22 protein-coding genes are annotated in these 20,776 nt (G+C 58.4%); 12 read left to right on the top strand and 10 right to left on the bottom strand.

The annotated features are described in order from the left end of the window. Positions 1 to 6: 6 nt before the first annotated feature. From bioD to bioB, 4 genes are read right to left on the bottom strand one after another with little or no spacing between them, the layout of a single operon-like run. Positions 7 to 678, bottom strand: coding sequence for a dethiobiotin synthase (gene bioD, locus ABU178_RS06680; protein ID WP_397213164.1), 672 nt, complete (start codon positions 676 to 678; stop codon positions 7 to 9). Next, complete coding sequence (bioC, locus tag ABU178_RS06675; protein ID WP_397213162.1) at positions 675 to 1,430, bottom strand: malonyl-ACP O-methyltransferase BioC; 756 nt, start codon at positions 1,428 to 1,430, stop codon at positions 675 to 677. The genes bioD and bioC overlap by 4 nt, the downstream gene beginning before the upstream one ends. After that, positions 1,411 to 2,565 (bottom strand): 8-amino-7-oxononanoate synthase, encoded by a 1,155-nt coding sequence (gene bioF, locus ABU178_RS06670; protein ID WP_397213160.1) that lies wholly within the window; start codon positions 2,563 to 2,565, stop codon positions 1,411 to 1,413. The genes bioC and bioF overlap by 20 nt, the downstream gene beginning before the upstream one ends. After that, on the bottom strand, positions 2,565 to 3,596 hold the full coding sequence (bioB, locus tag ABU178_RS06665; protein WP_397213159.1) for a biotin synthase BioB: 1,032 nt from the start codon (positions 3,594 to 3,596) through the stop codon (positions 2,565 to 2,567). The genes bioF and bioB overlap by 1 nt, the downstream gene beginning before the upstream one ends. 85 nt (positions 3,597 to 3,681) lie before the next feature. Here bioB and bioA point away from each other — a divergent pair, with 85 nt between their 5' ends. The 4 genes from bioA (at position 3,682) to ABU178_RS06645 (ending at position 7,263) form a co-directional block, all read left to right on the top strand. Beyond that, positions 3,682 to 4,974: an adenosylmethionine--8-amino-7-oxononanoate transaminase gene (bioA, locus tag ABU178_RS06660; RefSeq protein ID WP_397213157.1), complete on the top strand. Its 1,293-nt coding sequence runs from the start codon at positions 3,682 to 3,684 to the stop codon at positions 4,972 to 4,974. 65 nt (positions 4,975 to 5,039) lie between these two features. Further along, a complete protein-coding gene (locus tag ABU178_RS06655) occupies positions 5,040 to 6,095 on the top strand; it encodes an NADP-dependent oxidoreductase (protein ID WP_397213155.1) in 1,056 nt (351 codons plus the stop codon). Then, complete coding sequence (locus ABU178_RS06650; protein WP_397213153.1) at positions 6,092 to 6,772, top strand: type 1 glutamine amidotransferase domain-containing protein; 681 nt, start codon at positions 6,092 to 6,094, stop codon at positions 6,770 to 6,772. Before ABU178_RS06655 ends, ABU178_RS06650 begins: the two co-directional genes overlap by 4 nt. Positions 6,773 to 6,786: 14 nt before the next feature. Next, positions 6,787 to 7,263 carry a kinase inhibitor gene (locus ABU178_RS06645; RefSeq protein ID WP_397213151.1) on the top strand — a complete coding sequence of 159 codons (477 nt, stop codon included), beginning with the start codon at positions 6,787 to 6,789 and terminating at the stop codon, positions 7,261 to 7,263. Between the two features lie 87 nt (positions 7,264 to 7,350). Here ABU178_RS06645 and pgl read toward each other — a convergent pair whose 3' ends face one another. Next, the gene (pgl, locus tag ABU178_RS06640) at positions 7,351 to 8,349 is read right to left on the bottom strand and encodes a 6-phosphogluconolactonase (protein WP_397213149.1); all 999 of its coding nucleotides are present in this window, start codon (positions 8,347 to 8,349) and stop codon (positions 7,351 to 7,353) included. A 156-nt stretch (positions 8,350 to 8,505) separates the two neighbouring features. On the opposite strand from pgl, the gene ABU178_RS06635 reads away from it, so the two are divergent. Continuing rightward, positions 8,506 to 9,324 carry a pyridoxal phosphatase gene (locus tag ABU178_RS06635; protein WP_397213147.1) on the top strand — a complete coding sequence of 273 codons (819 nt, stop codon included), beginning with the start codon at positions 8,506 to 8,508 and terminating at the stop codon, positions 9,322 to 9,324. Here ABU178_RS06635 and modC read toward each other — a convergent pair whose 3' ends face one another. From modC to ABU178_RS06615, 4 genes are all read right to left on the bottom strand, one after another. Then, positions 9,325 to 10,383, bottom strand: a complete 1,059-nt coding sequence (modC, locus tag ABU178_RS06630; protein ID WP_397213145.1) for a molybdenum ABC transporter ATP-binding protein ModC — start codon at positions 10,381 to 10,383, stop codon at positions 9,325 to 9,327. Continuing rightward, positions 10,377 to 11,072 (bottom strand): molybdate ABC transporter permease subunit, encoded by a 696-nt coding sequence (gene modB / locus ABU178_RS06625; RefSeq protein ID WP_397213143.1) that lies wholly within the window; start codon positions 11,070 to 11,072, stop codon positions 10,377 to 10,379. Before modB ends, modC begins: the two co-directional genes overlap by 7 nt. Continuing rightward, a complete protein-coding gene (modA, locus tag ABU178_RS06620) occupies positions 11,069 to 11,842 on the bottom strand; it encodes a molybdate ABC transporter substrate-binding protein (protein WP_397213142.1) in 774 nt (257 codons plus the stop codon). Before modA ends, modB begins: the two co-directional genes overlap by 4 nt. Before the next feature lie 144 nt (positions 11,843 to 11,986). After that, positions 11,987 to 12,142 (bottom strand): AcrZ family multidrug efflux pump-associated protein, encoded by a 156-nt coding sequence (locus tag ABU178_RS06615; protein WP_397213140.1) that lies wholly within the window; start codon positions 12,140 to 12,142, stop codon positions 11,987 to 11,989. Between the two features lie 150 nt (positions 12,143 to 12,292). Between ABU178_RS06615 and modE the strand changes: the two genes are divergently transcribed. The 6 genes from modE to gpmA all read left to right on the top strand — a co-directional run bounded on the left by modE (position 12,293) and on the right by gpmA (position 18,989). Next, the gene (gene modE, locus ABU178_RS06610) at positions 12,293 to 13,075 is read left to right on the top strand and encodes a molybdenum-dependent transcriptional regulator (RefSeq protein WP_397213138.1); all 783 of its coding nucleotides are present in this window, start codon (positions 12,293 to 12,295) and stop codon (positions 13,073 to 13,075) included. Positions 13,076 to 13,151: 76 nt separating this feature from the next. Further along, positions 13,152 to 14,624 carry a molybdate ABC transporter ATP-binding protein ModF gene (modF, locus tag ABU178_RS06605; protein WP_397213136.1) on the top strand — a complete coding sequence of 491 codons (1,473 nt, stop codon included), beginning with the start codon at positions 13,152 to 13,154 and terminating at the stop codon, positions 14,622 to 14,624. A gap of 237 nt (positions 14,625 to 14,861) precedes the next feature. After that, positions 14,862 to 15,905, top strand: coding sequence for a galactose-1-phosphate uridylyltransferase (gene galT, locus ABU178_RS06600; RefSeq protein ID WP_397213134.1), 1,044 nt, complete (start codon positions 14,862 to 14,864; stop codon positions 15,903 to 15,905). After that, positions 15,905 to 17,053 carry a galactokinase gene (gene galK, locus ABU178_RS06595; protein WP_397213132.1) on the top strand — a complete coding sequence of 383 codons (1,149 nt, stop codon included), beginning with the start codon at positions 15,905 to 15,907 and terminating at the stop codon, positions 17,051 to 17,053. The genes galT and galK overlap by 1 nt, the downstream gene beginning before the upstream one ends. Beyond that, positions 17,047 to 18,081, top strand: a complete 1,035-nt coding sequence (gene galM / locus ABU178_RS06590; protein WP_397213130.1) for a galactose-1-epimerase — start codon at positions 17,047 to 17,049, stop codon at positions 18,079 to 18,081. The genes galK and galM overlap by 7 nt, the downstream gene beginning before the upstream one ends. A gap of 155 nt (positions 18,082 to 18,236) precedes the next feature. Beyond that, positions 18,237 to 18,989 (top strand): 2,3-diphosphoglycerate-dependent phosphoglycerate mutase, encoded by a 753-nt coding sequence (gene gpmA, locus ABU178_RS06585; protein WP_397213128.1) that lies wholly within the window; start codon positions 18,237 to 18,239, stop codon positions 18,987 to 18,989. A gap of 59 nt (positions 18,990 to 19,048) precedes the next feature. On the opposite strand, the gene aroG is transcribed toward gpmA, so the two are convergent. Continuing rightward, entirely contained in the window at positions 19,049 to 20,101 is a 1,053-nt protein-coding gene (gene aroG / locus ABU178_RS06580; protein WP_397213126.1) for a 3-deoxy-7-phosphoheptulonate synthase AroG, read from the bottom strand. Between the two features lie 290 nt (positions 20,102 to 20,391). On the opposite strand from aroG, the gene ABU178_RS06575 reads away from it, so the two are divergent. Further along, positions 20,392 to 20,748: a YbgS-like family protein gene (locus tag ABU178_RS06575; RefSeq protein ID WP_397213124.1), complete on the top strand. Its 357-nt coding sequence runs from the start codon at positions 20,392 to 20,394 to the stop codon at positions 20,746 to 20,748. Positions 20,749 to 20,776: the final 28 nt, after the last annotated feature.

Genomic DNA, 20,776 nt, shown 5'->3' with positions numbered 1-20,776 from the left:
TGCCGCTCAGGTCGGCAGCTGGAGCCAGTGTCCGCAGCGGGCCTGTTCGGCCTCATCCGCAAGCCAGGGGATTTCCCCCAGGCAGGGCGCGGACAAACGCTGTTTCAGCGTCGCCAGATATTCCTGATGCCGCTTGCCGGGCAGCTGCACCTGATTGGCGATCCAGCCCGCGAGTCGTAAGCCTGCGGCCTGTACCGCATCCGCCGTCAGCATCGCATGGTTAATGCAGCCCAGCTTGACGCCCACCACCAGAATCACCGGCAGCTGCTCCTGTTTGACCCAGTCGGCAAAGGTAAGCGTGTCAGAGAGTGGCGTATACCAGCCGCCAGCCCCCTCCACCAGAACCCAGTCCGCCTGCGCCTCCAGCCTGCGTAGCCCCTGCGACAGCGCCTCTGCGCTCACTGGCCTCCCCTCTTCCGCGCTGACGATATGCGGCGATGTCGGCTCCATAAAGGCGAAAGGGTTAACCTGTTCATAGGGCAGCGTCACGCTGCTGTAGCGCTGAAGCGCCAGCGCATCGCTGTTACGCATTCCTTCGGCAAAGATTTCGCAGCCCGACGCCACCGGCTTATAACCCGCCGTACGGTATCCTGCGGCACCAGCAGCCTGCAGCAGCGCGCCGCTGGCCACGGTTTTACCGACTTCAGTGTCGGTGCCGGTAACAAACCAGCGTTTCATGGTGTGATCACTCCATACATCAATTGATAAGTTAAACGGCAACCTTCTACGTCGCGCGTCCAGTGCTGCTCCAGCTGCGCCAGACGCTGGCGCGTCAGCATGGTGTCGTCACGTCCCTGGTGCAGGTGGGTTGCGCCGATGCCTTTTAACGAACGCATCGCGCTCAGGGCGTCAGGAAAGTGCAGCGTCAGCGACTGCTGCTGTAGCCGCACGTTCAGATCGCCGCAGGCCGCGCGGATCTGCGCCGCGCTGAGAAAACGATTTGCGTGAGGACGCGCATCCAGGTATTGCCAGGCGTCGTGTATTTCCTGTAACGATCCCGCCGTCAGTGTGGAAAACAGCACGCAGCCGCCGGGACGGGTGACGCGGACAAACTGGTGCAGCGCTGCACGCAAATCGTCACTCCACTGCACCGCCAGGTTGCTCCAGACCAGATCCATGCTCCCGCTGGCGATCGGCAACGCATCAATATCGCCTGATATATAGCGATCGGCGGCCTGTTGCTGACGCGCCTGTTGCAGCATGGCGGCGGAAAGATCGAGCGCGGTGACCTGATGGCCGCGCTGCCGCCAGTAGCGGCTGAACCAGCCGGTGCCGCAACCGGCATCAAGCAATTGCAATCCCGGATTCACAGGCGCCAGCGCCAGCAGCGCCTCGCCGCTGAGGCGTTGCAGCGCAGCGTGCCGATCGTAATGGCTGGCGGCGCGGCCAAACGCCTGCGCCACCGCCAGTTTATTCACCGGCTGCGTCATAAAGCGCCTCCAGCAGCCGATCGATATCTTCCTCCTCATGGCGGGCATTCAATGTAATGCGCAGCCGCGCAGTGCCTGGCGGCACGGTAGGCGGGCGAATCGCGGTCAGCCAGAAGCCTGCGGCGCGTAAACGCGCAGCCAGCGCCAGCGCCCGACCGTTTTCCCCGACGATCAGCGGCTGAATCGCGCTGTCAGACGACATCAGCCGCCAGGGCAGCTGCGCTGCGCCGCGCCGGAAGCGCCGAATAAGCAGCTCCAGCTTCTGCCGCTGCTCATCGCCCTGCTGAATCTGCCGTAGCGCCGCCTGGAGCGCGCAGGCCTGCGCAGGCGGCATCGCAGTGCTGTAGATCAGATGACGGGAAAACTGGACGAAATAATCCGCCGTTTCGTCGTCGCACAGCACGGCTGCGCCGCTGACGCCAAACGCCTTGCCAAAAGTCACCACCAGCAGTTCCGGCTTGACCTGCTGCTGCCAACAGCTGCCGCGCCCCTGCTCGCCGATCACGCCGATACCGTGTGCATCGTCCACCAGCAGCCAGCCGTTGGCGACGCGCGTCTGCTGCGCGAGCGCAGCCAGCGGCGCGCTGTCGCCATCCATGCTGAAGATGCCTTCGGTTACCACCAGGGTGTTGCCGTCACAGTGAGCGGCAAGACGCGCCGCCAGGCTCTCCGGCTGATTGTGCGCAAAGCGCCGCAGCGTGGCTGGCGTATGGCTGGCCGCGTCCAGCAGCGAGGCGTGGGCCAGTTTGTCGGCAAGAATACGGTCCGATTTTTCCGCCAGTAAGTGGATGATCGCCTGATTGGCGGCGAAGCCGGAGATAAACAGCAGCGCGCGCCGATAACCAAGCCACTCCGCCAGCTGTGCTTCCAGTTCAGCATGATAAGGGCCGTGGCCGGTGACATGGCCTGATGCGCCCGCCCCGGCGCCGGCCTGCGCCGCACCCTGCTGCCAGGCAGCAATCACCGCCGGGTGCTGGCTCATGCCGAGATAATCGTTGCTGGAAAAGTGCAGGTAGCGCTGGCCCGCAACCTGCAGCCAGCGCGTGTCGCTCTGCTCAATCAGCGGCCGCTGTCGCCAGGCGTCCGCCTCACGGCGCGCCTGCAAGGCCGCGCCAATACGTTGCTGCCAGCTCATCAGACTGCCGCGTTGTAAAACTGCGCGCCATCTGCCTGCATCAGCTGCTCGCTGAGATGCTGTTGCTGTTCGTTATCGCCCACACGGGTATGGCTATGTTCCGGGTTAAGGCCCAGCTTGCGGAACAGCAGCAGATCCTTATCTTCTTCCGGGTTCGGCGTAGTCAGCAGCTTGCAGCCGTAGAAAATCGAGTTCGCGCCCGCCATAAAGCACATCGCCTGCGTCTGCTCGTTCATCTGCTCGCGTCCGGCGGAAAGGCGCACATGAGAAGTCGGCATCATAATGCGCGCCACCGCAATGGTGCGGATAAAATCGAAGGGATCGACATCCTCGTTTTCCGCCAGCGGCGTGCCTTTTACCTTCACCAGCATGTTGATCGGTACGCTTTCCGGCGGCGTCGGCAGATTTGCCAACTGCACCAGCAGACCGGCGCGATCGTTCACCGTTTCGCCTAATCCTACGATGCCGCCTGAACAGACCTTAATGCCGACGTCGCGCACTTTGCCCAGGGTATCAAGACGCTCCTGATAGCTGCGCGTGGTGATGATGTTGCCGTAAAATTCCGGCGAGGTGTCCAGATTGTGGTTATAAAAATCGAGCCCGGCCGATGCCAGACGCTCCGCCTGGCTGTCGCTGAGGGTGCCGAGCGTCATGCAGGTTTCCATCCCCATCGCCTTCACGCCCTGTACCATCTGCTCAAGATAAGGCATATCGCGATCGTTGGGATTTTTCCACGCCGCGCCCATACAGAAGCGGCCTGAGCCTGCGGCTTTCGCCTTACGCGCCGACTCCAGTACCGCCTCGACTTCCATTAGCCGCTCAGATTCCAGCCCGGTTTTATAGCGGGCGCTCTGCGGGCAATATTTGCAGTCTTCCGGGCAGGCGCCGGTTTTGATCGATAACAGGGTGCTGACCTGCACCTGACGCGGATCGAAGTGCTGCCGATGCACCTGCTGTGCTTCAAACATCAGTTCAAGAAAAGGTTTATCAAATAGCGCCTGCGCGTCTGCCTGCGTCCAACGTTGTGCCATTGCTTGCTCCAAAAAAGGTGTCATCCCGAGGATTATCGTGGTTATACTTGTAAACTAAATCTTTTAATTTTGGTTTACAAGACAGATGTTCACTCAGGATGACCTCGCTTTTGATCGCCAGCATATCTGGCACCCCTACACCTCACTGCACGATCCGCTGCCCTGCTACCCGATTGTGGCTGCGCAGGGATGTGAGTTACAGCTGGCTGACGGACGCCATCTGGTTGACGGGATGTCCTCCTGGTGGGCGGCAATCCACGGCTATAACCATCCGCGGCTGAATCAGGCGATGCAGCAGCAGATGTCGCAGATGTCGCATGTGATGTTTGGCGGCATTACCCACCCCGCCGCCGTGGCGCTTTGTCGTCAGCTGGTGGCGATGACGCCGCAGACGCTGGAGTGCGTTTTTCTTGCCGATTCCGGTTCGATTGCGGTGGAAGTGTCGATGAAAATGGCGATGCAGTACTGGCTGGGACGCGGTGAAACGCGCCAGCAGTTTCTGACGCTACAGCGCGGCTACCACGGCGATACCTTTGCCGCGATGTCGGTGTGCGACCCGCAAAATTCGATGCACAGCCTGTGGCGCGGTTTTCTGCCGCAGCACCACTTCGCCGACGCGCCCGAATGCCGTTTCGGTGAGGCGTGGGATGAACGCGATATTAACGATTTTGCCCGCCTGATTGAGCAACATCACTCGCAGATCGCAGCCGTTATCCTCGAACCGATCGTGCAGGGCGCGGGCGGGATGCGCTTTTATCATCCGCGCTATCTGCAACAGGTGCGCGAATATTGCGACCGCTACGGTGTGCTGCTGATTGCCGATGAGATCGCCACGGGTTTTGGCCGCAGCGGCAAGCTGTTCGCCTGTGAACATGCGGACATCGTGCCCGACATTCTCTGCCTCGGCAAAGCGCTGACCGGCGGCACCATGACGCTCTCCGCCACCCTGACCACACGTGATGTCGCCGAAACCATTGGCCGCAGCGCGGCGGGCTGCTTTATGCACGGTCCGACCTTTATGGGCAACCCGCTTGCCTGCGCCGTCGCCAGTGAAAGTCTGGCGCTGTTGCAGGAAGGCCACTGGTCGTCACAGGTGGCGCGTATCGAACAGCAGCTGCGCGACGAGCTGCTGCCGCTGCGCGATCATCCGCAGGTGGCCGACGTGCGCGTGCTCGGCGCCATTGGCGTGGTAGAGAGCCGTACGCCGGTAGAGATGGCCGCTATCCAGCAATACTTTGTTGAACAAGGCGTCTGGATCCGCCCCTTTGGCCGCCTGATCTATCTGATGCCGCCTTACGTTATCGCCCCGGCGCAGCTGGCGCAGCTCACCGCCGCTATCGGCAAGGCGCTGGATAATCCGGCCCTGTTCCGCGCCTGACCGCTTCGGCAACTCCAGGTGTGATGCACTACGCTTGTATCACACACATTTGACAGGAGTTGAAGATGCCACAACGTAAAGAGACGAACCGCCGGGTGATGCTGGCTTCCCGCCCCAAAGGCGCGCCCACAGACGCTGATTTTCGTATCGAAAGCCATGAGGTTCCCACGCCTGGCGACGGTGAGCTGCTGTTGCGTACCGTCTGGCTCTCTCTCGATCCCTATATGCGCGGCCGCATGAGCGACGCGCCTTCCTACGTTGAACCTTTTGACGTTGATGACGTATTGGGCGCCGGGACGGTGGCAATCGTCGAGCAATCGCGTCATCCCGATTATGCCGAGGGTGACTGGGTGGTCAGTCAGAGCGGCTGGCAGGATTTCGCCCTGTCGGATGGCAACGGCTTGAAAAAACTCAGCGGCCCGGTGCTGGAACACCCTTCCTGGGCGCTGGGCCTGCTCGGCATGACCGGCTTTACCGCCTATATGGGCCTGCTGGCTATCGGCAACCCGCAGCCTGGCGAAACCGTGGTGGTGGCCGCCGCAACCGGCGCAGTTGGTTCGGTGGTAGGTCAAATCGCGAAGTTGAAAGGCTGCCGTGTGGTGGGCATCGCGGGCGGCGAAGAGAAATGCCGCTACGCCAGAGAAGAACTTGGCTTCGACGCATGCGTGGATCGTCGTCAGGACGATTTCGCCGGGCAGCTGAAAACGCACTGTCCGCAGGGTATTGACGTTTACTTTGAGAACGTGGGCGGCCAGGTGTTCAACGCGGTGCTGCCGCTGATGAATACGCTGGGACGCATTCCGGTTTGCGGGCTGATTGCCGATTATAACGAAAACAACGCCCCGGAAGGCCGGGATCATCTCCCGCTGTTCCAGAGCGCGATTTTACGTAAACGTCTGCATGTACAGGGTTTCATCATCAATCAGGATTTTGGTGATCGCTTCGACGAGTTTTTCCAACAAATGAGTCAGTGGGTCGCTGAGGATCGCTTCGTGTTTCGCGAAGATATTGTCGACGGACTGGATAAAGCACCTCAGACCTTTATGGGTATGCTGGAAGGAAAAAACTTCGGCAAGGTGATTATCCGCGTCGCAGAGGATAATCCGAAGGTAAGCGCATGAAAATAGTAATGGTTTTAACGTCCCACGATACGCTGGGCGATAGCGGTAAAAAAACCGGTTTCTGGCTGGAGGAGTTTGTCGCGCCTTATTATGTGTTCAAAGATGCCGGCGTGAACGTGGTGCTCGCCTCACCGGCGGGCGGCAAGCCGCCTGTGGATCCCAAAAGCAGCGAACCCGATGCGCAGAGCAGCGATACCGAGCGTTTTCATCAGGATCCCAGCGCTCAACAGGCGCTGGCCAATACCCAGCAGCTGGAGACGATCGACAGCAGCCAGTTTGACGCGGTGTTTTTCCCCGGCGGGCATGGTCCGCTATGGGATCTGGCTGAAAATAAGCACAGCATTGCGCTGATTGAGAACCTGTTCGCCAACGGCAAGCCGGTCGCCGCCGTGTGCCATGCGCCGGGCGTGTTGCGTCATGCACGGAAGCCTGACGGCACGCCGCTGGTGGCCGGAAAGCGGGTGACCGGATTTACCAACAGCGAAGAGAAAGCGGTCGGGCTACTGGAAGTGGTGCCTTTTTTGGTTGAAGATGAGCTGCGCAGCCTGGGCGGCAATTTTGAGCGCACCGATGACTGGGGCGTTTATGCGGTGACCGACGGTCATCTGGTGACCGGACAGAATCCGGCGTCATCGGCCGTCACCGCTCAGGAGCTGTTAAAGCTGCTTCACCAATAACAACAGGAGGTTCGATGAGAGTTTACAGCCAGGATTTTAACGACGGCGATAAGATGCCGGAACGTCATGTTTTTAACGGCATGGGCTATCGGGGCGACAACCTGTCGCCGCATCTGGCCTGGGACGAGGTGCCGGAAGGCACCAAAAGTTTTGTCGTGACCTGTTACGATCCCGATGCGCCCACTGGCTCCGGCTGGTGGCACTGGGTGGTGGCGAATATCCCTGCCGGGGTGACCGTGTTGCCGCAGGGCGCCGGTTCCGGCGTAGCGGCGCTGCCGGTCGGGGCGCTTCAGGCCCGCACCGATTTCGGTCAGAATGCCTACGGTGGCGCCGCGCCGCCGCAGGGCGAGAGCCATCGCTACATTTTTAGCGTTCACGCGCTGGATGTGGAGAAGCTGGAAATTGACGAAGGCGCCAGCGGCGCGATGGTAGGCTTTAATGTGCATTTTCATGCGCTGGCCAGCGCATCGATTACTGTGATGTACTCGTAAGAAGCGGCCGACTGGCCGGGCGGGAGCAAATCACTCCCGCCTACGCTGAAACGCTGGCGCGTTTCCGTTCAGCAGACCGCATTCTGATTATCCCAGCGGGTGAATCACCACCCACATTGGACCCTGTCCGACCGCGTAGCGCGCCAGCGGCGTCAACAGCCCCTGCGCCTCGTCGATCTTATACACCTCGATATGGTGCGACTTCTGCCCTGCTGCCACCAGATACTGCCCGCTGTTATCGATATTAAAACCGCGCGGCTGAGTTTCGGTTGGCTGATGACCTTCTATCGCCAGCAGGCCGCCATCTTCGCTGACGCTAAAAATGGTAATGGTGCTGCTGGTGCGATCGCAGGCATAAAGATGACGGCCGTTTGGCGTCAGATGAATATCCGCCGCCCAGCGAGTATCGCTGAAGCCTGGCGGCATCATATCCAGACTCTGCACGCGCTCCACCTCGCCGTGAGCGTTGCTCAGATGCCAGACGTCTACCGTGCTATCCAGTTCGTTAACGCAATAGGCGTAGCGGCCATCAGGATGAAATACCATATGGCGCGGGCCTGCGCCTTCCACGGTGGTGACCTGCGCCTGCTGACGCGGCTCCAGCTTGCCTTCAGCCGTGAGCTGGAACAGGCAGATGCGATCCTGCTTAAGCGCCGGAACAAACAGCGTCTGATTGGCGTTATCGATATTGGCCGAGTGGCATCCCGCCAGGTCTTTGATGACCTGAGCAGGTTCCTGCGGCAGCCCATCTGCGCCAATCGGGCTGATGCTGACGCAGGCATCATTGTAAGACCCGCAAAACAGAAAATTTCCGGCGCGATCGGTGGAAATATGGGTCGGGCTGCCGGGTAAAGCGGCCGCGCCCTCTTCGGTCAGCGTGCCGTCGGCAGCAATCCTGAACGCAAGAACGCGAAAATTCGGGCGTACGCCAGCATAGAGGAAGTCGCCCTTCGGACTCACTACCATTGGCTGTACCTGACCGGCAACATCTGTGACTTGCAATAACGTCAGCGCGCCATCCTCATTCATCTGCCAGGCGTGAATCTGCTGGCTTTCCGGGCTGGCGGTATAAACAACTTGTTTCATACATTCTCCTTGTTCGCTGCCTGTTAATCATATGTGGCTCAACTTTAGCGCGTTTTTATGCCGTGCGCTGGCATGATTTGTGCCCTGTTTTTTGTCTCAGGACCGTCACCAGGTGTAGACTTGGCGCTTTGTTAATCTGTCCAGACGGAATAATTAATGAGCTATCGTGTTATCGCCCTCGACCTTGACGGCACACTGCTGACGCCCCGTAAAACCATTTTACCGGAATCGATTGAAGCCCTCGCCCACGCTCAACAGGCTGGGGTGAAGGTAATTATCGTGACCGGACGTCACCACTGCGCCATCCATCCTTTTTATCAGGCGCTGGAGTTGGATACACCCGCAATCTGCTGCAACGGCACCTATTTGTATGATTATCATGCGGAAAAGGTACTTTCCTCCGATCCGCTGGCGAAAAATCAGGCGCTGCGCGTGATTGAGATGTTGGATGAAAAGGCGATTCACGGCCTGCTTTATGTCGACGATGCGATGCTCTACCAGACGCCTACCGGCCATGTGACCCGCACCCTGAACTGGGCTGAGTCCTTACCGGAACATCAGCGCCCCGCCTTTATTCAGGTGCCGAGCCTGGCGCAGGCGGCACGGGATGCAGAGTCGATCTGGAAATTTGCCCTCTCCCACTCCGATACACGCGCGCTGCAACAGTTTGCCGACAGCGTTGAACAGGAGCTGGGTCTTGCCTGCGAATGGTCATGGCACGATCAGGTCGATATCGCCCAGCGCGGCAACAGCAAAGGCAAACGCCTGGCGCAGTGGGTAGAGTCCGTGGGTCTTTCCATGAGTGACGTGTTGGCCTTTGGCGATAACTATAACGATCTCAGCATGCTGGAGAGCGTGGGTCTCGGCGTGGCGATGGCGAATGCGGACGATGCCATTAAAGCACGGGCGAAGCGCGTGATTGGCACTAACCTTGAACCCGGCATCGCCGAAACCATCTATAAAGAAGTGCTCTGATCAGGACGTGACGGAGACGCTTTTTACCTGGGCATAGAGCCAGAGATCTGGCCTGATGCCCAGCTCATCTCGCGCCCAGGGTGAAATGCGCGCCCACAGCTCGTTGACGCCGATGCGCAGCTTCACCTCGATCTGATCGTCCACCTCAATCAGCTCCACTACCTGTGCCGGTAAAACGTTACGGATCGAGCTGTGCTGCGGCGGCTGCAGCGCCAGCGATACATCCGCTGACTGAATGCGGATGCGCAGCGCGGATTTTACCGGCTGGTTTACCCGGCTCACCCAGATATGCTGATCGCCGAGCGCCAGCGCCGTCATCGGATAGTCAGGATGCTGTTCCAGCACCTGCGCACGCAGCACGCTGCTCAGCTCGCTGCGCGGCAGCCAGGGACGCATCGCGCTGCTGCCCCACACCTTCTCCAGCGGCCCGCAGGCCTTTACCTTGCCGTTATCCAGCACCAGCACGTTATCAGCCAGCTGCAGGATCTCCTCCAGGCTATGGGAAACGTAGAGCATCGGGATATCAACCCGCTTCGCCAGCTTCTGCAGGTACGGCATCAGCTCGCGCTTGCGCGGCAGGTCGAGCGAGGCGAGCGGCTCATCCATCAATAAAATATCGGGTGCGGTGAGCAGCGCCCGGCCAATCGCCACGCGCTGCTTTTCCCCGCCGGAAAGGGAAAACGGGAAGCGATCCAGCAGATGACCAATGCCGAGCAGCGCCACCAGGCCGTCAAACTGCGGCTTCATGGCGGGCGCCATGCCATACTTCAGATTGCCGCGCACGCGATAGTGCGGAAACAGGCGCGCATCCTGGAACACGTAGCCGGTGCGGCGCTTCTCCGGCGGCAGGAAAAGATCGCTCTCCGTATCGCTCAACAGACGATCGTTAAGCTGAATGCGGCCGCGCTGTGGTTTGGTTAAGCCGCCAATGGCGTTGATCAGAGACGTTTTGCCCGCGCCGGAGAGACCGAAAATAGCGGTAATTCCCTTTGCGGGCAGCGCAACGTCAATTTCCAGCTGATGCTCGCCCAACTGCTGTGAAAAATCGAGCTTCAGCATGTTGCCCCCAGCCGCTTACGTCCCCAGCGGGCCAGCCACTCAGAGAGCAACAGCGAAATCAGCGCCAGCACGATCGCGATCGCGCACAGCCGTGCGGCGGCGTTTTCCGCGCCTGGCGTTTCGATCAGGGTATACATCGCCAGCGGGATGGTGCGCGTTTCGCCGGGAATATTGGAAACGAAGGTAATGGTGGCGCCAAACTCCCCCAGCGAACGGGCAAACGCCAGTACGGTGCCGACGATAATCCCCGGCAGGGTAAGCGGCAGCGTGATGGTGAAAAAAACGCGCCAGCGCCCGGCGCCTAATGTGCGTGCCGCCTGCTCGAGCCGCGTATCCACTGCCTCCAGCGCCAGACGAATGGCGCGCACCATCAGCGGAAAGGCGATCACCGCCGAGGCCAGCGCCGCGCCGCGCCAGCTAAAGGCGAAGCTGAAGCCAAACCAGTTCCAGAGCCATTCGCCAATAAAACCGCGTCGGCCCAGGGCGATCAGAAGAAGATAGCCAACCACCACCGGCGGCACCACCAGCGGAAGGTGAATCAGACTGTCGAGCAGAGATTTGCCCGGAAACCGGCAGCGCACCAGAATCCAGGCCATCAGGATGCCGAAAGGCAGACTGCAAAGTACCGCTATACCCGATATTTTCAGGCTAAGCATTACCGCCTGCCATTCGAGATCGCTGAGCATCATGTTTTAGGTGTGAATCCGTAACGTTTGAAGATGGCCGCCGCTTCCGGCCCTTTCAGGTACGTATAAAAGGCGGAAACCGCAGGCGTATTGTGATCTTTTACCATCGCCATCGGGTATTCCACCGGCTTATGGCTCGACTCCGGAAAAACCCCGACCACGGCAACTTTACTGCTGGCGACCGCATCCGATCCATAAACGATGCCATAAGGCGTTTCGTTTCGCTCCACCAGCGCCAGCGCGGCACGCACATTATTGGCGCGCGCCATGACCGGCGACAGGGTATCCCACGCGCCCAGCTTCTGTAACGCCTCTTTGGCATAGATGCCCGCCGGTACATGGTCCGGATCGCCCACCGCCAGACGCTCGCCCTTCAGCAGCGTTTTCCAGTGGGTGCTGGCGTTGATGGTCACCGGCTGCGGCTTGCTGGCCGCAGGCGCAACCAGCACCAGATCGTTACCCAACAGGGTAAAACGGCTCTCCGCCATCATCGCTTTTTTATCGATGGCGTAGTCCATCCACTGCTGATCGGCGGAAATAAACAGATCGGCCGGAGCCCCCTGCTCAATCTGGCGCGCCAGCGTAGAAGAGGAAGCGAAAGAGGAGACGATCTGCACCTCTTTGCCCTGCTGATACTGTTTAGCGATATCCTGCATTGCGTTGGTAAGCGAAGCCGCTGCAAATACGGTAATTTTATCCGCCGCCACGGCGTGGCCGGCAAAAGTTAAGGTCAGGGCCGCAGCAGCTCCCCAGCGACGCAAAGTGACAGACATGATGTTCTCCTGATTACGTTATATATTTGATAATACAACGGCAGTTTTGAAGCTGTCATGTGCTTTATCGGCAGGAAAAAAGCAAGATTGAGGGAGAAGGGATAAAAAGCATAACGCCCATCAGGTGACGGGCGTTGCAGGGAATCAGCGCTGTGAATTCGCGGGGCGCTCGTTGCGGCGGCCGAATTTCGAGATGACGTTAAACATTTCGCCCAGACCATAAATCAGCCCCAGCATAATCGCCATCACCACCGGCACCATAATGATCGCCACGGCCAGGCTTTTTAACAGTTCCAGCATGGATGCCTCACTTTATCGACAAAAAAGTGATTGTAACGGCTAAAGAAAAAAGTGCACTCGCCTTTTCGTGCTTTTACTTTTCCCGGCAGACATCGTGACGTGACGGCCATGAGAACTTACACTCTGCGAAACCCCTTTTCAGGAAGCGATATGCAGGCCGAAATCTCCCTTAATATCCGGTTGCAACAGAAGCTGTTTGCCGATCCCCGACGCATCGAACTGCTGAAGCGCATCCGGGAAACCGGCTCGATCAGCCAGGGCGCGAAGCTGGCGGGCATCAGCTATAAAAGCGCCTGGGATGCCATCAACGAGATGAATCAGCTGGCGGAGCAGACGCTGGTTGAGCGCGCTACCGGCGGCAAAGGCGGCGGCGGCGCCCGGCTGACGCGCTATGGCGAGCGGCTGATCCAGCTTTTTCAACTGCTGGAGCAGATTCAGCAGAAAGCCTTTGATGTATTGCAGCAGGACAGCCTGCCTCTCGACAGCCTGCTGGCGGCGATTGCCCGTTTCTCGCTGCAAACCAGCGCGCGTAATCAACTGTTTGGCACCGTCATCGCGCGCGATAACCAACATGTGATGCAGCATCTGGAGGTACTGCTGGCGGACGGCGTGACCCGGCTGAAGGTCGCGCTGACCCAACGCAGCGCCGATCGTTTGCAGCTCAACAGTGGCAAAGAGGTATTGGTGCTGATCAAAGCGCCCTGGATCAGCGTCACAGCCTCGCCTGCTGCGGGCGATAATCAGCTGGCGGCGCAGATTACCACCATTGAGCCGGGCGAGGTGCAGAGCGAAGTGCTGTTGAAGCTGGCGAGCGGTGAAACGTTGTGCGCAACGCTGAGCAATGAAAACGTGCGGCAGCAAAACCTGCAGTGCGGCATGACGGTGACAGCACATTTCAATGCGGAACACGCCATCATCGCCACCCTGCTCTGAATCTGCGCAGACTATTTGACTTCATTGCGTTCTGTGGTTAAAACAGCCTGACATGATGCATAAAATGGAACAAATTATGGCTTCATTGCAAATTCTGCAAGGCACGTTTCGTCTTAGCGACACCCGAACGCTGATCCTGAACGATTTACAGCTGCAAAGCGGCGAGAGCTGGGCTTTCGTCGGCGCGAACGGCAGCGGCAAATCGTCGCTGGCGCGCGCCCTCTCCGGCGAGCTGCCTGCTCTGACCGGCAGCGTGACGGCGAATTTTCAACGCCCTACCCGCCTGTCGCTGGAGCAGTTACAAAAGCTGGTGACGGATGAGTGGGAGCGCAACAACACCGATTTGCTCAGCGAAGGGGAAGATGATACCGGTCGCACCGTGGCGGAGATCATTCAGGATGAGGTGCAGGATCCTGTTCGCTGTCAGCAGCTGGCGCAGCAGTTTGGTATTAGCCACCTGCTGGCGCGCCGCTTCAAATACCTCTCCACCGGCGAGACGCGCAAAACCCTGCTCTGCCAGGCGCTGATGCCCCGCCCCGATTTGTTAATCCTTGATGAACCTTTCGACGGCCTCGACGTCGCGTCGCGCGCCAGCCTGGCCTCGATGCTGGAGGCGATGCATCAGCAGGGTTACACCCTGGTGCTGGTGCTGAACCGCTTCGATGATATTCCCCCGTTTGTGCAGCAGGTTGGCGTGCTGGCGGAGTGTACTCTGACGCACGTCGGCGCTCGCGAGGCGATCCTCGGCGAAGCGCTGGTGGCGCAGCTGGCACACAGTGAACAGCTGGCGGGCATGGCGCTGCCGGAGCCGGATGCGCCCGATCAGCTGCCGTCGCTGGCGGATGACGCGCCGCGCGTCACGCTGCGCAACGGCGTGATCTCTTATAACGATCGGCCAGTGATTAACGGGTTGAGTTGGGAAGTGAAAGCGGGCGAGCACTGGCAGATTATCGGACCGAACGGCGCCGGAAAATCGACGCTGCTCAGCCTGGTTACCGGCGATCACCCGCAGGGTTACAGCAACGATCTCACGCTGTTCGGCATCCGGCGCGGCAGCGGAGAAACCATTTGGGATATTAAACAGCATATCGGCTATGTCAGCAGCAGCCTGCATCTCGATTACCGCGTCAGCGTCAATGTGCGCACGGTGGTGCTGTCAGGATTTTTTGATTCAATTGGTCTCTATCAGGCAGCCTCTGACCGGCAGGTGGCGCTGGCACGCCAGTGGCTGGCCCTGCTCGGCATGGATAACGCACTGGCGGATGCGCCGTTCCACAGCCTCTCCTGGGGACAGCAGCGGCTGGTGCTGATTGCTCGCGCGCTGGTCAAACATCCGACATTGCTGATCCTCGATGAACCTTTGCAGGGTCTGGATCCGATTAACCGCCAGCTGGTGCGTCGTTTTGTTGATGTCCTGATCGGCGAAGGCCGCACCCAGTTGCTGTTTGTTTCTCATCATGCGGAAGATGCGCCACAGTGTATTACCCATCGCCTGAGCTTTGTGCCGCAGGGCGATGGCTACGCTTATTTGCAGGAAAACGTGAACTGAACATTTGATAGCGTCAGCAAAGTTGACGCTATCTTATTAAATGTTTCTGTAACAATGTAAGCGTTACCACTTAATGCGGTTTAAAACCCGCCTGTCACCCTCCAGTCCCGCCAAATGGGAATAATCGGCTTGTGTAAACGATTCCATTTATCCAGACTGGATCACGCTTTCTTCTGCGACTATGTGCTATTTTTTATCGAAGCGACTTTTGGCACTCCGACTTTACCAGGACTCAACATGGAAAAATTTAACCCGGTCGATCATCCGCATCGCCGCTATAACCCACTGACCGATCAGTGGGTTTTAGTTTCGCCGCATCGGGCGAAGCGACCATGGCAGGGCGCGCAAGAGACCCCTTCGCTGGAAAAACTGCCGAAGCACGATCCTGATTGCTTTCTCTGCGCAGGCAACACACGTATCACCGGTGATAAAAATCCCGATTACAGCGGCACTTACGTTTTTACCAATGACTTCGCCGCTCTGATGACCGATACGCCCGATGCGCCGCAAAGCGACGATCTGCTGATGCGCTGCGAAAGCGCGCGCGGCACCAGCCGCGTTATTTGCTTCTCGCCGGACCACAGCAAAACCCTGCCGGAAATGTCGCTGAGCGCGCTGGAAGAAGTGGTGCGTACCTGGCAGGAGCAGACCGCCGAGCTCGGCCAGCACTATCCCTGGGTGCAGGTATTTGAAAACAAAGGCGCGGCGATGGGCTGCTCCAATCCGCATCCCCATGGACAGGTTTGGGCAAACAGTTTTTTGCCCAACGAGGCGCAGCGCGAGGACGATCATCAGCGCGCTTATTACGAACAAAAAGGTTCGCCGATGCTGGTGGATTATGCTGCACGCGAACGTCAGGACGGCAGCCGCACTGTGGTCGAGACGGAGCACTGGCTGGCGGTAGTGCCCTGGTGGGCAGCCTGGCCGTTTGAAACTCTGCTGCTGCCGAAAACACATATCAAACGCTTAACCGACCTCAATGAGGCGCAGCGCAACGATCTGGCGCTGGCGTTAAAACAGCTCACTACCCGTTACGATAACCTGTTCCAGTGCTCCTTCCCCTACTCAATGGGCTGGCACGGCGCGCCTTTCAACGGCGAAAGCAACGATCACTGGCAGCTGCACGCCCATTTCTATCCGCCGCTGCTGCGCTCAGCAACGGTGCGCAAATTTATGGTTGGCTACGAGATGCTGGCCGAAACCCAACGTGATTTGACGGCGGAACAGGCGGCGGAACGTCTGCGCTCTGTCAGCGACATCCATTTCCGCGAGGCAAAATAATGACTCTGAAAACCACAACCCAACAGGTTTTTGCCGAGAAATTTGGCTATCAGCCCACGCACGCGATTCAGGCGCCAGGTCGCGTTAACCTGATTGGCGAGCACACTGACTATAACGACGGTTTCGTTCTGCCCTGCGCCATCGATTACCAGACGGTGATCAGTTGTGCGAAACGTGACGATCGCCTGATACGGGTGATTGCCGTGGATTACGACAACGCCGAAGATCAGTTCTCGCTGGATGAACCGATCATGAGCCTGAAAGAGCCGATGTGGGCCAATTATGTACGCGGCGTGGTGAAACATCTGCAGAAGCGCAACGCGAGCTTCGGCGGCGTGGACATGGTGATCAGCGGCGATGTGCCGCAGGGCGCCGGGCTTAGCTCCTCCGCCTCGCTGGAGGTGGCGGTCGGCACGCTGTTCCAGCAGCTTTATCATCTGCCGCTGGATGGTGCGGATATCGCCCTGAACGGCCAGGAAGCGGAGAACCAGTTTGTCGGCTGTAACTGCGGCATCATGGATCAGCTGATCTCCGCGCTGGGCAAAAAAAATCACGCCATGCTGCTTGACTGCCGCACGCTGGGCACCCGTCCGGTGCCGCTGCCGAAAGAGGTGGCGGTAGTGATCATCAACTCCAACTTCCGCCGCAGCCTGGTGGGCAGCGAATACAATACCCGTCGCGAACAGTGTGAAACCGGCGCGCGTTTCTTTGCTCAGCCCGCGCTGCGCGATGTGGATATCGATCGTTTCAAATCGGTTGAACATGAGCTGGATCCGCAGGTTGCGAAGCGCGTACGTCATGTTCTGACCGAAAACGCCCGTACGCTGGAAGCGGCTGACGCGTTGAGCAATGGCGACCTGAAGCGTATGGGCGAACTGATGGCGGCGTCCCACGCCTCCATGCGCGACGACTTTGAGATCACCGTGCCGCCAATCGATACGCTGGTAGAAATTGTCAAAGCGGTAATTGGCGAGCGTGGCGGCGTGCGCATGACCGGTGGCGGCTTCGGCGGCTGCGTGGTGGCACTTATGCCGTTCGATCTGGTGGATGAGGTGAAAGAGGCAGTAGCGGCGCAGTACGAAGCAAAAACCGGCATCAAAGAAAGCTTCTGGGTTTGCCAGGCGTCAGAAGGAGCGAGCCAATGCTAAACGACGTGCAGTCGCATGCGCCTGACGGCCAGCCGTGGCGGATTACGGTATTACGTAACCGCAACGGTATGGTGGCAACCTTCATGGACTGGGGCGCCACCTGGCTGTCGGCGCGCGTGCCGATGCAGGATGGCTCGGTGCGCGAAACGCTGCTGGGCTGCGCCACGCCGTCAGATTATCTGCATCAGACGGCCTATCTCGGCGCGACCGTGGGGCGTTACGCCAACCGCATCGCCAATGCCCGTCTGAATGAAGCGGAGATTAGCCTGGCGGCCAATCAGGGCGCGCACCAGCTGCACGGCGGCCCGGAAGGGTTCGACAAGCGTCGCTGGCAGATCCTCAGCCAGAGCGAAACCGAAGTGCACTATCGCCTCGACTCGCCCGATGGCGATCAGGGGTATCCGGGTACGCTGATTGTCGATCTGCGCTATCAGCTGGACGATGACAACTGCCTGTCGATCCGCTATCAGGCGCACACTGATAAAGCCTGTCCGGTGAATCTGACCAATCACGCCTACTTTAACCTTGATGCGAATCATGGCGACGCGCGCCAGCATCGCTTACAACTGCACGCTGATCGCTATCTGCCGGTAGACAGTGATGGCATTCCCAACGCGCCGCTGAAAGCCGTGGCTGACACCAGCTTCGATTTCCGCCAGCCGAAAGTGGTGGCGCAGGATTTCCTCAGCGATGAGGATCAAAAAGCGGTGAAAGGTTACGATCACGGCTTCCTGCTCAATAGCGCCGGGGATGTCAGCCAGCCCGCCGCGCAGCTGTGGTCGGAAGACGGCAAGCTGCAGCTCACGGTGTTCACCTCGGCGCCCGCCCTGCAGTTCTATAGCGGCAACTATCTCGCTGGCACGCGCGCCCGCGAGCATGGGAGCTATACTGCTTTCCAGGGCATCGCGCTGGAGAGTGAATTTTTGCCGGATTCGCCAAACCATCCTGAGTGGCCGCAGCCGAGCTGCTGGCTGCAGCCGGGTGAAACCTGGCAGGCTTCGACGCGTTATCGCTTCACCGCCTGCTGAAAAACGGGATGAAAATCGCGCACTGCGTATCACACAGGCTTACGCAGTGCTGAGTTTTCCGCTATGGTAAGGCACTATTGATTTGCCGCTCGTCTTGACGGCAACAGCGTGGTTTCCATTATCATAGAAACATCAAAGAATTAAGGAGTTAAGCTATGGCTGTAACTAAGCTGGTTCTGGTGCGCCACGGCGAAAGCCAGTGGAACAACGAAAACCGCTTCACCGGATGGTACGATGTGGACCTGTCTGAGAAAGGTCGCAGCGAAGCCAAAGCAGCGGGTCAACTGCTGAAGAATGAAGGCTTCGTCTTCGATTACGCCTATACCTCCGTGCTGAAACGTGCCATTCACACGCTGTGGAATGTGCTGGACGAGCTGGATCAGGCCTGGCTGCCGGTGGAAAAAACCTGGCGTCTGAACGAGCGTCACTACGGTGCGTTGCAGGGTCTGAACAAAGCGGAAACCGCTGAGAAATATGGTGACGAGCAGGTTAAACAGTGGCGTCGCGGCTTCGCCGTTACTCCGCCGGAACTGGATCGCAACGACGAGCGTTTTCCGGGCCACGATCCGCGTTACGCCAGCCTGACCGCTGAACAGCTGCCGACCACCGAAAGCCTGGCGCTGACCATCGATCGCGTGATTCCTTTCTGGAACGAATCGATTCTGCCGCGCATCAAAAGCGGTGAGAAAGTGATTGTTGCTGCGCACGGTAACTCGCTGCGCGCGCTGGTGAAATATCTGGACAACATGAGCGAAGACGCCATTCTCGAACTGAACATTCCGACCGGCGTGCCGTTGGTGTATGAGTTCGACGAGAACTTCAAACCGATCAAACATTACTATCTGGGCGACCAGGCTGAAATCGAAGCGAAAGCGGCAGCCGTGGCAAACCAGGGTAAAGCAAAGTAAGCGTACGCTAAAAAGCAAAAAGGCCAGACGCTGTCTGGCCTTTTTTATTGTCGCAAACTTCAGCCGCGGCGCGTTTTCACCGCGTCAGCCAGCTGGCGCAACACTTTATCGGTATCGTCCCAGCCGATGCAGGCATCAGTCACGCTCTTGCCGTAAACCAGCGCGTCGCCGCTCTCCAGGCTCTGATTGCCTTCCACCAGATGGCTCTCGATCATCACGCCGGTGATGCCCTTTTCGCCGCCGGCGATCTGCTGCGCCACGTCGTCAGCCACCACCCTCTGCCGTTGGAACTGCTTGCTGCTGTTGGCATGGCTGAAGTCGATCATCACCTGCGGACGCAGACCCGCTTTTTCCAGACCGGTTTTCACCGCACTGACGTGGTGAGCGCTGTAGTTCGGCTCCTTGCCACCACGCAGAATAATATGACAATCTTCGTTGCCGCTGGTTTCGACAATTGCTGAGTGACCATATTTGGTGACGGAGAGGAAGCTGTGCGGCGCACTGGCGGCGTTAATGGCATCAATCGCTACCTTGATGGTGCCGTCAGTGCCGTTTTTGAAACCAACCGGGCAGGAAAGACCAGAGGAAAGCTCGCGATGCACCTGCGACTCGGTGGTACGGGCGCCGATAGCGCCCCAGCTCATCAAATCGGCCACGTACTGCGGAGTGATCATATCCAGAAACTCGCCCGCCGCCGGCAGGCCGGTATCGTTAATGTCTACCAGCAACTTACGTGCGATACGCAGGCCGTCGTTGATCTGGTAGCTGCCATCCATGTAAGGATCGTTGATCAACCCTTTCCAGCCCACCGTGGTGCGCGGTTTTTCAAAATAGACGCGCATCACCACTTCCAGCTCGCCTCGTAATTCTTCACGCAGCGTCAACAGGCGTGAAGCGTACTCTTTAGCCGCTTCGGGATCGTGAATCGAACAGGGGCCGATCACTACCAGCAGACGGTCATCTTCATCGTGCAGAATCTGATGGATCGCCTGACGAGCCTGAAAAACGGTTTCAGCCGCTTTGTCAGTGGCCGGGAATTTTTCCAGCAACGCCACGGGAGGAAGCAGCTCTTTAATCTCTTTGATACGCAAATCATCATTCTGGTAATTCATAGTCTATCCATATCATTTCTGGCCCGGCATGCAGCGGGCGCAACCTGCACAATGTAGCCCTTCACGGCAGCAGTGTAAATTGTGTATTAAGGTAAAAGGTATGTCTATTATTTGCACTTATTGCCCTTTGCACTAGACTTTTACCTGTAAGCACTGAGGAGCCTGTTGCTTACATTATTTTTATTTCAGACAGAAGCTTACTGGCGAGATTTTATTTTGCCACCGGCTATTTCGTCAAAACTGCACCACCGGGTTTAAGACGGCAACTATCATTAATTAACAGGAGCATAATGATGAATAAGTTTGCAATTATTTTTTTGACGGCAGCGATGAGCTTGGGTAGCGGTGCGGCACTGGCGGCCAGCGGTAATAACGGTACGGCTAACCAGGCAGCAGAAGCGGGCGCAGCGGCGGGCGGTGCGAAACAAAATCTGCCGCCAAATAATGTCGACAACAGCAAAATCAATAACAGCGGCACTAATACCAATAGCGCGGCCACCTCTTCAGACGGCACTAATAATATGTCCGCTAATGAAATAGATCAGAACAGCCAGTGTAAAGATGGCAAGTGCCCGAATATTAACAGTAAGGTACAGACCGGCACCGGCAGTGACGTAAATACCAAAACTGACGGCACCAGTCAGTAACCTATAAGATTAAAATAAAGGAGAGCCA

Origin of the sequence: Pantoea osteomyelitidis, assembly GCF_044342975.1 — a bacterium.
In the GTDB taxonomy this organism is placed as follows: domain Bacteria; phylum Pseudomonadota; class Gammaproteobacteria; order Enterobacterales; family Enterobacteriaceae; genus Pantoea; species Pantoea osteomyelitidis.
Note: the sequence above shows the minus strand (reverse complement) of the source record. Positions and strands in the feature narration are given on the sequence as shown.

Excerpts from the sequence above, each read along its gene's own strand:
- bioF (WP_397213160.1), bottom strand. The coding sequence starts at position 2,565 with ATGAGCTGGCAGCAACGTATTGGCGCGGCCTTGCAGGCGCGCCGTGAG.
- aroG (WP_397213126.1), bottom strand. The coding sequence starts at position 20,101 with ATGAATTACCAGAATGATGATTTGCGTATCAAAGAGATTAAAGAGCTG.
- modE (WP_397213138.1), top strand. The coding sequence starts at position 12,293 with ATGCAGGCCGAAATCTCCCTTAATATCCGGTTGCAACAGAAGCTGTTT.
- ABU178_RS06635 (WP_397213147.1), top strand. The coding sequence starts at position 8,506 with ATGAGCTATCGTGTTATCGCCCTCGACCTTGACGGCACACTGCTGACG.
- modA (WP_397213142.1), bottom strand. The coding sequence starts at position 11,842 with ATGTCTGTCACTTTGCGTCGCTGGGGAGCTGCTGCGGCCCTGACCTTA.
- galM (WP_397213130.1), top strand. The coding sequence starts at position 17,047 with ATGCTAAACGACGTGCAGTCGCATGCGCCTGACGGCCAGCCGTGGCGG.
- ABU178_RS06650 (WP_397213153.1), top strand. The coding sequence starts at position 6,092 with ATGAAAATAGTAATGGTTTTAACGTCCCACGATACGCTGGGCGATAGC.
- bioD (WP_397213164.1), bottom strand. The coding sequence starts at position 678 with ATGAAACGCTGGTTTGTTACCGGCACCGACACTGAAGTCGGTAAAACC.
- ABU178_RS06575 (WP_397213124.1), top strand. The coding sequence starts at position 20,392 with ATGATGAATAAGTTTGCAATTATTTTTTTGACGGCAGCGATGAGCTTG.
- gpmA (WP_397213128.1), top strand. The coding sequence starts at position 18,237 with ATGGCTGTAACTAAGCTGGTTCTGGTGCGCCACGGCGAAAGCCAGTGG.
- modC (WP_397213145.1), bottom strand. The coding sequence starts at position 10,383 with ATGCTGAAGCTCGATTTTTCACAGCAGTTGGGCGAGCATCAGCTGGAA.
- ABU178_RS06645 (WP_397213151.1), top strand. The coding sequence starts at position 6,787 with ATGAGAGTTTACAGCCAGGATTTTAACGACGGCGATAAGATGCCGGAA.
- modF (WP_397213136.1), top strand. The coding sequence starts at position 13,152 with ATGGCTTCATTGCAAATTCTGCAAGGCACGTTTCGTCTTAGCGACACC.
- pgl (WP_397213149.1), bottom strand. The coding sequence starts at position 8,349 with ATGAAACAAGTTGTTTATACCGCCAGCCCGGAAAGCCAGCAGATTCAC.
- modB (WP_397213143.1), bottom strand. The coding sequence starts at position 11,072 with ATGATGCTCAGCGATCTCGAATGGCAGGCGGTAATGCTTAGCCTGAAA.
- galT (WP_397213134.1), top strand. The coding sequence starts at position 14,862 with ATGGAAAAATTTAACCCGGTCGATCATCCGCATCGCCGCTATAACCCA.
- ABU178_RS06655 (WP_397213155.1), top strand. The coding sequence starts at position 5,040 with ATGCCACAACGTAAAGAGACGAACCGCCGGGTGATGCTGGCTTCCCGC.
- bioB (WP_397213159.1), bottom strand. The coding sequence starts at position 3,596 with ATGGCACAACGTTGGACGCAGGCAGACGCGCAGGCGCTATTTGATAAA.
- galK (WP_397213132.1), top strand. The coding sequence starts at position 15,905 with ATGACTCTGAAAACCACAACCCAACAGGTTTTTGCCGAGAAATTTGGC.
- bioA (WP_397213157.1), top strand. The coding sequence starts at position 3,682 with ATGTTCACTCAGGATGACCTCGCTTTTGATCGCCAGCATATCTGGCAC.
- ABU178_RS06615 (WP_397213140.1), bottom strand. The coding sequence starts at position 12,142 with ATGCTGGAACTGTTAAAAAGCCTGGCCGTGGCGATCATTATGGTGCCG.
- bioC (WP_397213162.1), bottom strand. The coding sequence starts at position 1,430 with ATGACGCAGCCGGTGAATAAACTGGCGGTGGCGCAGGCGTTTGGCCGC.